Source organism: Aeromonas eucrenophila (genome assembly GCF_000819865.1).
Classification (GTDB): Bacteria; Pseudomonadota; Gammaproteobacteria; order Enterobacterales; family Aeromonadaceae; genus Aeromonas; species Aeromonas eucrenophila.
This window is the reverse complement of the sequence record NZ_CDDF01000017.1, coordinates 175,829-188,655: the sequence shown is the minus strand read 5'-3', so window position 1 is coordinate 188,655 and position 12,827 is coordinate 175,829. Positions and strand designations below refer to the sequence as shown.

Sequence of the window (12,827 nt, the reverse complement as noted above, 5' to 3'; positions counted from 1 at the left end):
CGGCGGGATAAAATAATTCCCTCGGATGGAGTGCAGGTCCGACCTTTTGGCGGACCTGCACTGTTTTGTATGCAATTTTACCCCTGACTCCCCCCCATGGCCGCCCCCGTCACTGGCGGATCATTCTGATTTTTCCCTATTTACCTCTGCTTATTTTTCCTTCATCCAGATATGCTGCCGTTAAAAAATCATTTTACATAAATATTCACTACTCATTCGAAGCTCGACAGGCGAAATGGAATAGTTGATCTGATTGCTTGTTAAGCTATTGTTGAAATTTAAATGTGGTAACCACTCGCGTTGCCGTCACAACATCTGCTAATGTGATTTTAGTCGACATTTTACGCCATTGAAGTGTGCGTTATCTGCGCAAAACATTGCGAAATTGTATAACTGGATCATTTACACCCGCGGGCAAACCGACTAACTTACTCGCGGGTTATTCCAAAAAAATGCAAAAAACCCGCCCGGATTGCTGGTTTCGCTGCCTCATGGATTGAGCGTTTCTTACTCGCTAAACACTCAATATCAACGACTCAAGGCACACCCAGCATCTGCGGCTGATTTACGGACGAATTATTTGGGACGGATGTCCCCCGCAGAGGTAACCATGTCCTTGCTCGAAGTGAAAAACTTGCGGATCGAGTACCCCTCCCGCTATGGGGTGCTGGCCGCGGTGAAGGATCTCTCTTTTTCTGTTGAAAAGGGGGAGATCGTCGGGGTGGTCGGCGAATCAGGTGCCGGCAAATCCACCATCGGCAATGCCGTCATCGATCTGTTGAGCCCGCCCGGTCGCATCGCCCGTGGCGACATCTACCTCAATGGTGAGCTGATCTCCGGCAAGAGCCAGAACGAGATGCGGGCCATCCGCGGCTCCCGTATCGGCTTCATCTTCCAGGATCCCATGACCTCCCTGAACCCGCTGTTCACCGTTGAACGGCAGCTGGTGGAGACCATCCTGGCCAATACCGACCTCAATCGCGAGGCCGCCTTCGCCAAGGCGCTCGAGCTGATGAGCGCGGTCGGCATTCCGCAACCGGAATTGCGCATCAAGCAGTATCCCTATCAATTCTCCGGCGGCATGCGCCAACGGGTGGTCATCGCCATCGCCCTGTCCGGGGATCCCGAGCTCATCATCGCCGATGAGCCGACCACGGCGCTGGACGTTTCCATCCAGGACCAGATCCTGCAACTCATCCGCAACCTGTGCAAGGAGCGTCAGGTGGGTTGCATGCTGGTCACTCACGACATGGGCGTGGTCTCCAACGTCACCGACAAGGTGGCGGTGATGTATCGCGGGGATCTGGTGGAGTTCGGTACCACGGAACAGGTGTTGGGTCGCCCCAGTCACCCCTACACCCGCAGCCTCATCTCGGCGGTACCCCGCTCGGACGTCAAGCTGGTGCGTTTCCCGCTGGTCTCTTATATCGAAGACGCGAGCGCACCGGACACCAGCATCGATCTCAAGACCCACTGGCTCGGCCAGAGTCAGGATCAGCGCAGCTATGAAGGGGCGCTGCTGCGGGTGGAGAACGTGGACCTGAAGTTCGTCACCAAGAACTCCCTGTTCCCGAGCCGCCGCCAGTACGTGCGTGCCTGCAACAACATCAGCTTCGAGATCTTCGAGGGTGAGACCTTCGGTCTGGTGGGGGAGTCGGGTTCCGGCAAATCCACCATAGCCCGCGCCATCACCGGCCTCTATCCGCCCGATACCGGCAAAATCGTGTTCGAGGGGATCGATCTGACCGCGTTGAAAGGGGAGCATGAGCGCCGCCCGCTGCGCCGTCAGATGCAGATGGTGTTCCAGAATCCCTACTCCTCGATGAACCCGCGCATGAAGGTGCGTGACATCATCGCCGAGCCCATTCGCTTCCATAAACTCGCCAGCAGCGAGAGCCAGATCCAGGGGATAGTGAGCGACTTGCTCGATCACGTCGGCCTCGGCCGCGGTGCCGGGGTCAAGTACCCCCACGAGTTCTCCGGTGGTCAGCGTCAGCGCATCTCCATCGCCCGCGCCCTGGCGACCCGGCCGCGTTTCCTCATCTGCGACGAGCCGACCTCGGCGCTGGATGTGTCGGTACAGGCCCAGATCCTCAATCTGCTCAAGGATTTGCAGCAGGAGCTTGGGCTCACCATGCTGTTCATCAGCCACGACCTGCCGGTCATTCGTCAGATGTGCGATCGCATCGGGGTGATGCAGCACGGTCATCTGGTGGAAGTGGCCGAGACCGAGAAACTCTTTACCAATGCCGAACATGAGTACAGTCGCAAGCTGATCTCCCTCATGCCGGAGTTTAAGGGAATGTCCCGCGAGGGGCTGGAAATCGCAAGCTAGGAAAGAGCCGGCTCGCCGGTCCGCTTGTCACAAAAAGTGTCAATAAAAAGCCAAAAGCATGGAGAAAGACATGAAGAAAGGATTATCCAAGATTGCCATGGCGCTGTTCGCCGCTGGTTTCGCATTTAACGTCTCTGCCGCCGACATCAAGGTGGCCGTCGCCTCCGACGCCACCTCGCTGGATCCGCAGGAGCAGCTCTCCGGTCAGACCCTGGAGATGTCTCACCTGGTGTTCGATCCGCTGATGCGTTACACCCAGGATCTGCAGTTCGAGCCGCGCCTGGCCGAGAAGTATGAACGTATCGACGACAAGACCGTGCGTTTCCACCTGCGCAAGGGCGTCAAGTTCCACTCCGGTAACGACTTCACCGCCGACGACGTGGTATGGACCGTCAACCGTCTGAAGGCCTCCCCGGACTTCAAGGCGATCTTCGACCCCATCGCCGAAGCCAAGAAGGTTGATGACCTGACCGTCGATCTGATCACCGCCAAGCCGTTCCCGCTGGTACTGCAGACCGTCACCTACATCTTCCCGATGGACTCCAAGTTCTATACCGGCAAGGATGAAGCCGGCAAAGACAAGGCCGAGATCGTCAAGAACGGCGACTCCTATGCCTCCACCCACGTCTCAGGTACCGGTCCGTTCAGCGTCAAGTTCCGCGAGCAGGGCGTGAAGCTTGAGTACACCCGCAACGCGAACTACTGGGACAAGGCTTCCAAGGGCAACGTTCAGAACCTGACCGTGGTGCCGATCAAGGAAGATGCGACCCGCGTGGCGGCCCTGTTGGGTGGTGACGTGGACATGATCTACCCGGTTGCCCCGAACGATCTGGAGCGCGTGAAGAATGGCAAGGATTCCCAGCTGGTGACCCTGTCCGGTACCCGCGCCATCATCATCGAGCTGAACCAGAACACCAACCCGGCGCTGAAAGACAAGCGCGTGCGTCAGGCGATCAACCTGGCCATCAACGAAGTTGGTATCGTCGACAAGATCAACAAAGGCTTCGGCACCCCGGCCGGCCAGCTGAGCCCGAAAGGCTATGCCGGTCACAACGAGGCGCTCAAGCCCCAGTATGATCTGGCCAAGGCCAAGGAGCTGATGAAGGAAGCCGGTTACGAGAAGGGCTTCAAGATGAGCTTCATCTCCCCGGCTGCCCGCTACGTCAACGACGTCAAGATCGCCCAGGCTGTCTCCGCCATGCTGTCCAAGATCAACATCAAGGTCGATCTGAAGACCATGCCGGTGGCCCAGTACTGGCCCGAGTTTGACAAGTGCGCCGCTGACATGCAGCTGATCGGCTGGCACTCCGACACCGAAGACAGTGCGAACTTCTTCGAGTTCCTGACCTTCACCAAGGATGCCAAGACCGGCATGGGCCAGTACAACTGCGGCGGTTATGCCAACGCAGAGGCTGACAAGATGGTGATGGAAGCGAACACCGAGACCGATCCTGCCAAGCGTGCCGCCATCCTGCAGAAGGTGGAAGCCATGCTGATCGACGACGCTGCCTATGTGCCGTTGCATTGGGAAGATCTGGCCTATGGCGCCAAGAAGAATGTCGACATCAAGCCGATCGTCAACGTGATGAACTTCCCTTACCTGGGTGACCTGGTGGTCAACAAGTAAGAGAAGCGTTAAGGAAGGACCCGGTGGGGGTAGCCATGGCTGCCCCCACCATTAACAGAAGCCTGTGCCAAGACACAGGCCACGTAGAAGGACAAGCATGTTTACATTCCTGCTGAAACGGTTCTATCAGGCCGTGATAGTGATGTTCGTCATCAGCCTGGTCGCCTTCTCCATCCAGGACAACCTGGGGGATCCGCTGCGCGAGCTGGTGGGACAATCCGTCTCCGAGTCTGTGCGCCATGAATTACGCGAAAAGATGGGCCTCAACGATCCCTTCTTGGTGAAATACAGCCGCTTCTTGCAGAACGCGGTACACGGGGATCTGGGCACCTCCTACTTCTTCAAGCGACCCGCTCTCGAGGTGATCCTCGACAAGCTGGTGGCTACCCTTGAACTGGTGTTTGCTGCCGCAGTCATCATCGTCGTCGTCTCCATTCCGCTGGGGGTGTACTCGGCGATCAGACCGCGCAGCATACTGACCAAGTTCATCATGGCGGTGAGCAGCATCGGCATCTCGATCCCGGTGTTCTTGACTGCCATCATGCTGATGTATCTGTTTTCCATCCAGCTGGGCTGGCTGCCGGCCTATGGCCGTGGCGAGACCTATAACCTGCTGGGCTGGGAGTCGGGCTTCTTCACCTGGGATGGGATCAAACACCTGATCCTGCCCGCGGTATCGCTCTCCTCCATCATGCTGCCGCTGTTCATCCGGCTGGTGCGCTCCGAGATGCTGGAGCAACTCGGCGCCGAGTACGTCAAGTTTGCCCGCGCCAAGGGACTGGACAACAACAAGGTCTATTACAGCCACGCGCTCAAGAACACCATGCTGCCGGTCATCACCGTCGGCGGCGTGCAGATCGGCACCATGGTGGCCTACACCATACTGACCGAGAGCGTGTTCCAGTGGCCGGGGACGGGTTTCCTGTTCCTCGAGGCGATTCACCGGGTCGATACGCCGCTGATCACCGCCTACGTCATCTTCGTCGGCCTGATCTTCGTGGTGACCAATACCCTGGTCGACCTGCTCTACGGGCTCATCAACCCGACCGTTAACCTGACTGCCAAGGGGTAAGCATGACTAACGCTGTGACTGCAAGCCCGAGCCGCTGGGCGCGCTTTAAAAACTCTGACATCGTCTACTACTTCCTGCGGGACAAGGTAGCCATGTTCAGCTTCATCGTATTCGTGGTGTTCGTGCTGGCCGCGCTGCTGGCACCCTGGCTGGCGCCGCACAACGTCTACGACCTGACCAGCTTCGATCTGATGGATGCCGAGCTGCCACCCTCCTGGCTGGAAGGGGGCGAGGCTCGCTTCTGGCTCGGTACCGACAACCAGGGTCGCGACATCTGGAGCACCATCCTGTATGGCGCCCGTATCTCCCTGACCATAGGGCTGTTTGCGGTGGCGCTGCAGCTGTTCCTCGGCATCGTCATCGGGCTGATTGCCGGTTACTTCGGTGGTCGCATCGACAACCTGCTGATGCGCTTTGCCGACGTGCAGCTGTCGTTCTCCACCATGATGGTGGCGATCATCATCTCCGCCATCTTCCAGGCGAGCTTTGGTTCCGAGCTCTACTCCGAGTTCGCCATCGTGATGCTGGTGGTGATCATCGGCATCGCCGAGTGGCCGCAGTATGCCCGTACCGTGCGCGCCTCCGTGCTGGCGGAAAAGAAGAAGGAGTATGTGGAAGCGGCGCAGGTGATGGGCTTCCGTGCCCCGCGCATCATGTTCCGCCACATCTTGCCGAACTGCCTGTCGCCCATCCTGGTCATCTCCACGGTGCAGGTGGCGAACGCCATCATGAGTGAGGCCGCGCTCTCCTTCCTGGGGCTCGGAATGCCGGTGGATCAGCCGTCACTCGGCTCCCTCATCAGCGTGGGCTTCAACTACATCTTCTCCGGCTCCTGGTGGATCACCGCGTTCCCCGGCATCTGTCTGGTGGTGCTGGTGCTGGTCATCAACCTGCTGGGCGACTGGCTGCAGGATGTGTTTAACCCCAAGATCTACAAAGGCTGATAAACCTATCCACTAACTTGCTGCGAGGCCGTGATCAAGGCTCATGTGCTGCTCGGAATCCTCACGTATGTTTATACGCTCCGGTTCCTGCGCTGCTCTTCACCTTGTTGACGGCCTTCTCGCGACAGTTCGTGAACAGGTTTGGCTTGGTACAGTGAATAACAAGAAGGGCGCCATAAGGCGCCCTTCTTCATTTCTCGCAGACATTGCGTCAGGTTTGTTGCCAAGCCTGGATGCTGGCGAGGATACCCGCGCCATCGAGTCCCAGCACGGCGTAGATCTCATCCTGGGTGCCCTGCTCGATGAAGCGATCGGGCAGCCCCAGGTTCAGCACTGGCTTGCACTGCCTAGCGCGCATCAGCAGCTCGTTCACCGCAGAACCCGCACCGCCCATGATGGCGTTGTCCTCGAGGGTGACGAACTGATCGTGGGTGGCGGTCAATGAGAGCACCAGCGCCTCGTCCATGGGTTTGACGAAACGCATGTCCACCAGGGTGGCGTCCAGCGCCTCGGCGGCAACCTTGGCTTGATGCAGCAGGGTGCCGAACGCCAGTATGGCGGTACCCTTGCCCTCACGCACTATGCGTCCCTTGCCGAGCGCCAGTGCTGTCATCTCGCTTGATATCTCGGTGCCGCAGCCGCTGCCGCGGGGATAGCGCACCGCCGCGGGTCCGGTGTGCTGGTAGCCGGTGTAGAGCATCTGGCGACACTCGTTCTCATCGGACGGGGTCATCACCACCATGTTCGGCACGGTGCGCAGGAAGCTGATGTCGAATGCCCCCTGATGGGTGGGGCCGTCTGCCCCCACCAGCCCGGCACGGTCGATGGCAAACAGCACCGGCAGCCCTTGCAGCGCCACGTCGTGGATCAGCTGGTCATAGGCCCGCTGCAGGAAGCTCGAATAGATGGCGACCACGGGCTTCTTGTCGGCGATGGCGAGGCCTGCGGCGAAGGTGACCGCGTGCTGCTCGGCGATGGCCACGTCGAAGTAGCGATCCGGGTATTGCTGACTGAACTTGACGAGACCAGAGCCCTCCCGCATGGCGGGGGTGATGCCGACCAGTCGTTCATCCTTGGCGGCCATGTCGCACAGCCACTGACCGAAGATGGCGGAGAAGGTTGGCTTGCCGCCGGCGCTCTTGGGCAGGATGCAGTCGTCCGGGTTGAACTTGGGCACGGCGTGATAACCGATGGGATCCTTCTCGGCCGGCTCGTAGCCCTTGCCCTTCTTGGTCTTGATGTGCAGCAGCTGAGGCCCCTTGAGGTTGCGCATGTTGCGCAGGGTCTCGACCAGAGCATGGATATCGTGGCCGTCGATGGGGCCTATGTAGTTGAAGCCGAACTCCTCGAACAGGGTGCCGGGCACCACCATGCCCTTGAGGTGCTCCTCCGCCCGCTTGGCCAGCTCCTTGACCGGGGGCAGACCCGCCAGCACCTTCTTGCCGCCTTCACGGATGGTGGTGTAGAGCTTGCCGGACATCAGCCGGGCCAGGTGATTGTTCAGCGCCCCGACGTTCTCGGAGATGGACATCTCGTTGTCATTGAGCACCACCAACATGTCCTTGTGGACATCGCCGGCGTGGTTGAGGGCCTCGAATGCCATGCCCGCGGTGATGGCACCATCGCCGATGACGGCCACCACCTTGCGGCCCAACCCTTCGCTCTCGGCGGCGACGGCCATGCCGAGCGCAGCGCCGATGGAGGTGCTGGAGTGACCGACGGACAGCACGTCATATTCACTCTCGTCGCGCCAGGGGAAGGGGTGCAGACCGTCTTTCTGGCGGATGGTGTGAATGCGCTCGCGCCGACCGGTCAGGATCTTGTGGGGATAGGCCTGATGGCCCACGTCCCACACCAGCCGATCGAAGGGGGTGTTGTAGACGTAGTGCAGGGCGACCGTCAGCTCGACGGTGCCAAGGCCCGAGGCGAAGTGGCCGCTGGAGCGGCTCACCGAGCGCAGCAGGTACTCGCGCAACTCGTTGCACAGCACGGGCAGCCGCTCTTTGGGCAGGGATCGCAACTCGACCGGCGTGTCCGCGAGGGCCAGGTTGGGGAAATCGGTTATATCAACGCTCATATTGTTACTGTTATCCAGCGTTTAGTGGGTTCGCTCGATGATGTAATCGGCAAACGCTTCCAGAATGTCGGTATTGTAGGGCAAGGATTGCAGGGCTGTTAAGGCCTTGTCATGCAGTTCGCGAGCCAGCTCACGGGCATTGTCGAGTCCGAGCAGGGCCGGATAGGTACTCTTTTGCTGTGCCAGATCCGATCCCTGGGGCTTGCCGAGGGTCGCGGTGTCGCCGGTGATGTCGAGGATGTCATCCTGCACCTGGAAGGCGAGCCCGATGGCGGCGGCATAGGTTTGCAGGGCGGCCAGGGTGTCGGCCTCCACATCCGCCTTGCACAGGGCCCCCAAGGTGACGGCGCACTCGATAAGCGCCCCGGTCTTGTGGCGATGCACTTGCTCCAGCTCGGCGAGGCTGATTTGGCGGCTCTCGGCCTCCAGATCCAGCGCCTGGCCGCCGCACATGCCGAGGTAGCCGGAGGCGAGGGCCAGGGTGCTCAGCATCTTGACCCGGTTGGCCATCAGTTCCTGGGGGAGGGGATGGTCGGCCAGGATCGAAAATGCCAGGGTCTGCAGGGCATCCCCCGCCAGGATGGCGGTGCCCTCATCGAACGCCTTGTGCACGGTCGGCTGACCGCGACGCAGATCGTCGTTGTCCATGGCGGGCAGATCGTCGTGCAGCAAGGAGTAGGCGTGAATGCACTCCACCGCGGCAGCCGGTCCGTCGAGGTATTCACTTTGCACCCCCAGCATCTCGCCAACGGCGTAGACCAGGAAGGGGCGTACCCGCTTGCCACCGAGCAGCAAACCATAGCTCATGGCGTCCCGCAGGCGAGGGGCCAGGGCGGGCAAGGTCTCAAGCTGTGCCGAGAGGCAGTCGTCGATACGGCGCCGGTGCAGGCGGGAAAAATCGTCCAGCGTCACTCACTCCTCTCCTTGTTCTGCCCGAAAGGGAACCGCTTGTTCGCTGCCATCGGCCTGGGTCAACAGGATCTGGATCTTCTGCTCGGCCTGCTCCAGCTTCTGCTGGCCGGCGCGCACCAGGTGGATGCCTTGTTCGAACTGTTTGAGTGCCTCCTCGAGGGGGAGTGAGCCCTGTTCGAGCTGATGCACTATGGTTTCCAGCTCTTCCAAAGTGGCATCAAAACTCAGACGGTCGATCTTTTTACTGGCCATGTCCATCCTCGGGGATTGAAAAAAACGGCTCATCTTAACATCGACCGGCCACAGGGGGGAGGCAGAAAAGTGCACCCGCCTCAAACTATCGGGGCCCCGGTCGATACACTGCGGCCATTCTCCAACGTTGATTTGGTGGCGATTGAGGCAGGCCAAGCTTGCCGCCAGGGGGGCAATAGCAGAAAATTCAACAAAGTATAAATAAATGACGAGTTCGGTGACAGGAGCAGGGTTGTGGATTTAGGCAGTCTGATAGGCATAGTGGTGGGATTTGGGGTCGTGGTGTACGGCATGTCGTTGGGGGGCCCTGTCAGCATGTATGTCGATATGCCCTCGGTCTATATCACCATCCTGGGGTCGCTTTTCATCGCCATGATGAAGTTCAATCTCAGCCAGTTTCTGATGGCATTCAAGGTGGCGGGCAAGGCCTTCATGTACAAGGGCGACAAGCTAGACGATCTGATCGCCAAGGCGGTCGAGCTGGCGGATGCGTCGCGCAAGGGAGGCTTTCTGGCCCTCGAGGCGGCGGAGATCCCCAACCCCTTCATGAAGAAGGGGATCGACATGCTGGTGGACGGCCATGAGGGGGACGTGGTGCGGGCCGTGCTGGAGAAAGACATCGAACTCACCGCCGAGCGCCATGTCATCGCCATCAAGGTGTTTCGCGCCCTCGGCGATCTCGGTCCCGCCATGGGCATGATAGGCACCCTGGTGGGGCTGGTGGCCATGCTGGCCAACATGAGCGATCCCAAATCCATCGGTCCGGCCATGGCGGTGGCCCTGCTGACCACCCTCTATGGCGCCATCCAGGCCAACATGATTGCCATCCCCATCGCCGACAAGCTGGAGCTGCGCAGCGGCGAAGAGCGGTTGAGCCGTACCCTGGTGCTGGACGCCATCATGGGCATCCAGGATGGGCAGAATCCCCGGGTGATCCAGGCCATGCTGCAGAACTATCTGCATCAGTCCAAGCGTAACAACGGACTCGCATAGGGGGCCTCATGTCAAAGTGCAAGTGTCCGCCTCCCGGCCTGCCCGGTTACATGGGTACCTTCGCCGATCTGATGTCGCTGTTGATGTGCTTCTTCGTGCTTCTGCTCTCCTTCGCCGAGATGGATGTGCAGAAGTTCAAGCAGATCGCCGGCTCCATGGAGAAGGCGTTCGGGGTGCAACACATCCTGGAGGTCAAGGACATTCCCAAAGGCACCTCTGTCATCGCCCAGGAGTTCAGACCGGGCCGGCCCGAGCCGACGCCCATCGACGCCATCATGCAGCAGACCGTCGCGCTGACCGAGACCGAGCTGGATTTCCAGTCCGGTGAGGCGGATCAGGTCGGTGGAAAAGAGCGGCCGGACGGCAAGCTGAGCGGCGGCGAGAGTGTGCAGCCCGTCCAGCAGGCGCAGCCCAGCGCCCTGGCCAAGGCGTTGGCCGAGCAGATGCGAGCCCAGATCCAGGACGGGACCATAGAGATAGAGGCGCTGGGGCAGCAGATCATCATTCGCATTCGAGAAAAAGCAGCGTTTCCATCTGGTTCAGCCTTCCTGCAGCCTCAGTTCTGGCCGGTGATCCGCAAGGTGGCGACCCTGCTCAAGGACGTGCCGGGGGAGATCACCGTCTCCGGTCACACCGACGATGGGGCGCCCGAAGACGAGCTGTTCCAGTCCAACTGGGAGCTGTCATCCCAGCGGGCGGTGGCGGTGGCTCACCAGATGATCAAGGTGCCCGGCTTCGACGGTAGCCGGCTGGTGGTGCAGGGCATGGCGGATTCTCTGCCCCTCGCGCCGAACAACAGCCCGGAAAATCGACGCATGAATCGACGGGTTGAGATCGCCATCATGCAGGGCAAACCGACGGTCTCGGCCCCGATCGGCGTGTTTGATCAGCGGTAGCTTTCGGCAGGAAGCGCGATCCCGCTCGCAGGGGCTGACATGGATTTTGTGGCGGCTTCATATTAAGATGCGCCATCCGAACCGATAGCTGCGGCTCTTCCCGATTGCCGCAGCTTCTCTTTATAAAGCAACCCAGGTTTCGACTATGAATCATACTCCGATGACTGTTCGCGGCGCCGAAAAGCTGCGCCAAGAGCTCGACTATCTGAAGAGCGAGCTGCGTCCCCAGATTATCGAAGCGATTGCTGATGCCCGTGAACATGGTGATCTGAAAGAAAACGCCGAATATCATGCCGCTCGCGAGCAGCAGGGCTTTTGTGAAGGCCGCATCCAGGAAATTGAGGGCAAACTCTCCAATGCCCAGGTGATCGACATCACCAAGATCACCAACAATGGCCGAGTCATTTTCGGTGCCACCGTGACCCTGCTGAAAACCGAGACGGAAGAAGAAGTGGTGTACCGCATCGTGGGTGACGACGAGGCGGACATCAAACAAAACATGATCTCCGTGAACTCGCCCATCGCCCGCGCCCTGATCGGCAAGGAAGTGGACGATGTGGCCATCGTCAAGACGCCAGGCGGCGATGTGGAGTACGAAATCCTGGAAGTCGCCTATCTCTGATGGAGCGGGACTGACAGAGAAGACAGGGGAGCCCGGCTCCCCTGTTGCATTTAGTCCGCTTGATAGGCCTTGATGAAGGCCTCTTGATGGCGCTGGAACAGCCAGTCACGAAATTGTTCCCGCTCGGTTGTCTCCAGCTGAAACTGCAGGGCCCAGTCGTGGCGGTGCTGGCGTGAGCGGATACGCCTGATCAGGGTGCCGGTCAGCGGCAAGGGCGGCAGCCCCTCGATGCACAGGGTTCCGCTCAGCGGATCGCCCTTGGCCAGGGCCGATGGCAGGCCTTCAACGATGAGGCCACCTAGCGACAGGCTGTGTACCTCATAGTCGGCATCGGCCGCCTGCAGGCTGGCTTTTTCATCGAGTCGCCAGGCGCGCAGATGAGGATAGCCGAGTTCGGTGATGGTGGGGGCGGCGATACGCAGCTCGACCTGGCCTTCCGCCGCATCGGTACAAGAGAGCGGAAAGCGCAGCTGATGGCCGGCGATGCGGGCCTCGAGTATCAGGGGATCGGCCCGTTGCAGCAGGCTGAGCAGGGGGTGATTCAGATAACCGCGCAGGAACTGGCCGGCAGCCATGTCCTCGGCGCCGCCCAAGTCCCGCAGCATGGCCAGCTCTTCTTCGGTGAGAATGTGATGCTTGTCCATCGTGGATGTCCGCAAGTATTCATCGCAGGTTAAGGGCCTGGCGACTATTTTGGCAAGCGACTTGGGAAGAAGAGAAATGAAGGAAAGAGCGAATGCTCTTTCCTGTTACTTGCGCGGTAATTGGATTTTGGGTTCGCTGGCTTGACGGTAGATGGTCAGCACGTGGCCCATGCTCTGTACCTTGATGGCGCCGGTCTCACGGACGATGGCATCCATCACCAGCTGTTTCATCTCACGATCTTCAGACGACACCTTAACCTTGATCAGCTCGTGGTGGTTCAGCGCCAGATCGATCTCGGCCAGCACACCTTCAGTCAGACCGTGCTGTCCCAGCAGGACAACCGGCTTCAGGCTGTGGGCGAGGCCCTTGAGGTACTGTTTCTGTTTATTGTTGAGAATCATGGCAATTTCTTCATAAGTCAGGGTTGAAAGGGGCGTATTCTACCCCCACTT

Annotated in this window: 12 protein-coding genes; 7 read left to right on the top strand and 5 right to left on the bottom strand. The window is 59.7% G+C overall.

The window, feature by feature from the left end:
* Positions 1 to 610 precede the first annotated feature (610 nt).
* From BN1124_RS17945 to BN1124_RS17930, 4 genes are all read left to right on the top strand, one after another.
* Positions 611 to 2,335 (top strand): dipeptide ABC transporter ATP-binding protein, encoded by a 1,725-nt coding sequence (locus BN1124_RS17945; protein ID WP_042644150.1) that lies wholly within the window; start codon positions 611 to 613, stop codon positions 2,333 to 2,335.
* A 70-nt stretch (positions 2,336 to 2,405) separates the two neighbouring features.
* Positions 2,406 to 3,962 (top strand): ABC transporter substrate-binding protein, encoded by a 1,557-nt coding sequence (locus tag BN1124_RS17940; RefSeq protein ID WP_042644149.1) that lies wholly within the window; start codon positions 2,406 to 2,408, stop codon positions 3,960 to 3,962.
* 97 nt (positions 3,963 to 4,059) lie between these two features.
* Positions 4,060 to 5,034, top strand: a complete 975-nt coding sequence (locus BN1124_RS17935; RefSeq protein WP_042644147.1) for an ABC transporter permease — start codon at positions 4,060 to 4,062, stop codon at positions 5,032 to 5,034.
* A 2-nt stretch (positions 5,035 to 5,036) separates the two neighbouring features.
* Entirely contained in the window at positions 5,037 to 5,978 is a 942-nt protein-coding gene (locus BN1124_RS17930) for an ABC transporter permease (RefSeq protein WP_042644145.1), read from the top strand.
* A gap of 211 nt (positions 5,979 to 6,189) precedes the next feature.
* Here BN1124_RS17930 and dxs read toward each other — a convergent pair whose 3' ends face one another.
* From dxs to xseB, 3 genes are read right to left on the bottom strand one after another with little or no spacing between them, the layout of a single operon-like run.
* A complete protein-coding gene (gene dxs, locus BN1124_RS17925; protein WP_042644143.1) occupies positions 6,190 to 8,055 on the bottom strand; it encodes a 1-deoxy-D-xylulose-5-phosphate synthase in 1,866 nt (621 codons plus the stop codon).
* Between the two features lie 21 nt (positions 8,056 to 8,076).
* Positions 8,077 to 8,967, bottom strand: a complete 891-nt coding sequence (gene ispA, locus BN1124_RS17920; protein WP_042644141.1) for a (2E,6E)-farnesyl diphosphate synthase — start codon at positions 8,965 to 8,967, stop codon at positions 8,077 to 8,079.
* The gene (xseB, locus tag BN1124_RS17915; RefSeq protein ID WP_010675381.1) at positions 8,968 to 9,219 is read right to left on the bottom strand and encodes an exodeoxyribonuclease VII small subunit; all 252 of its coding nucleotides are present in this window, start codon (positions 9,217 to 9,219) and stop codon (positions 8,968 to 8,970) included.
* Between the two features lie 234 nt (positions 9,220 to 9,453).
* Between xseB and pomA the strand changes: the two genes are divergently transcribed.
* The 3 genes from pomA (at position 9,454) to greA (ending at position 11,730) form a co-directional block, all read left to right on the top strand.
* Positions 9,454 to 10,212, top strand: a complete 759-nt coding sequence (pomA, locus tag BN1124_RS17910) for a flagellar motor protein PomA (RefSeq protein WP_042644135.1) — start codon at positions 9,454 to 9,456, stop codon at positions 10,210 to 10,212.
* Between the two features lie 8 nt (positions 10,213 to 10,220).
* A complete protein-coding gene (locus BN1124_RS17905) occupies positions 10,221 to 11,108 on the top strand; it encodes a flagellar motor protein MotB (RefSeq protein WP_042644132.1) in 888 nt (295 codons plus the stop codon).
* Positions 11,109 to 11,253: 145 nt separating this feature from the next.
* A complete protein-coding gene (gene greA, locus BN1124_RS17900; RefSeq protein ID WP_042644130.1) occupies positions 11,254 to 11,730 on the top strand; it encodes a transcription elongation factor GreA in 477 nt (158 codons plus the stop codon).
* A gap of 50 nt (positions 11,731 to 11,780) precedes the next feature.
* Here greA and BN1124_RS17895 read toward each other — a convergent pair whose 3' ends face one another.
* Both BN1124_RS17895 and yhbY read right to left on the bottom strand, forming a co-directional pair.
* A complete protein-coding gene (locus BN1124_RS17895) occupies positions 11,781 to 12,374 on the bottom strand; it encodes a PilZ domain-containing protein (RefSeq protein WP_042644128.1) in 594 nt (197 codons plus the stop codon).
* A gap of 105 nt (positions 12,375 to 12,479) precedes the next feature.
* Positions 12,480 to 12,776, bottom strand: coding sequence for a ribosome assembly RNA-binding protein YhbY (yhbY, locus tag BN1124_RS17890; protein WP_033131603.1), 297 nt, complete (start codon positions 12,774 to 12,776; stop codon positions 12,480 to 12,482).
* Positions 12,777 to 12,827 lie beyond the last annotated feature (51 nt).

Coding starts and splice junctions, on each gene's coding strand:
- BN1124_RS17940 (WP_042644149.1), top strand. CDS start 2,406: ATGAAGAAAGGATTATCCAAGATTGCCATGGCGCTGTTCGCCGCTGGT.
- BN1124_RS17895 (WP_042644128.1), bottom strand. CDS start 12,374: ATGGACAAGCATCACATTCTCACCGAAGAAGAGCTGGCCATGCTGCGG.
- greA (WP_042644130.1), top strand. CDS start 11,254: ATGAATCATACTCCGATGACTGTTCGCGGCGCCGAAAAGCTGCGCCAA.
- xseB (WP_010675381.1), bottom strand. CDS start 9,219: ATGGCCAGTAAAAAGATCGACCGTCTGAGTTTTGATGCCACTTTGGAA.
- BN1124_RS17930 (WP_042644145.1), top strand. CDS start 5,037: ATGACTAACGCTGTGACTGCAAGCCCGAGCCGCTGGGCGCGCTTTAAA.
- BN1124_RS17905 (WP_042644132.1), top strand. CDS start 10,221: ATGTCAAAGTGCAAGTGTCCGCCTCCCGGCCTGCCCGGTTACATGGGT.
- yhbY (WP_033131603.1), bottom strand. CDS start 12,776: ATGATTCTCAACAATAAACAGAAACAGTACCTCAAGGGCCTCGCCCAC.
- BN1124_RS17945 (WP_042644150.1), top strand. CDS start 611: ATGTCCTTGCTCGAAGTGAAAAACTTGCGGATCGAGTACCCCTCCCGC.
- dxs (WP_042644143.1), bottom strand. CDS start 8,055: ATGAGCGTTGATATAACCGATTTCCCCAACCTGGCCCTCGCGGACACG.
- BN1124_RS17935 (WP_042644147.1), top strand. CDS start 4,060: ATGTTTACATTCCTGCTGAAACGGTTCTATCAGGCCGTGATAGTGATG.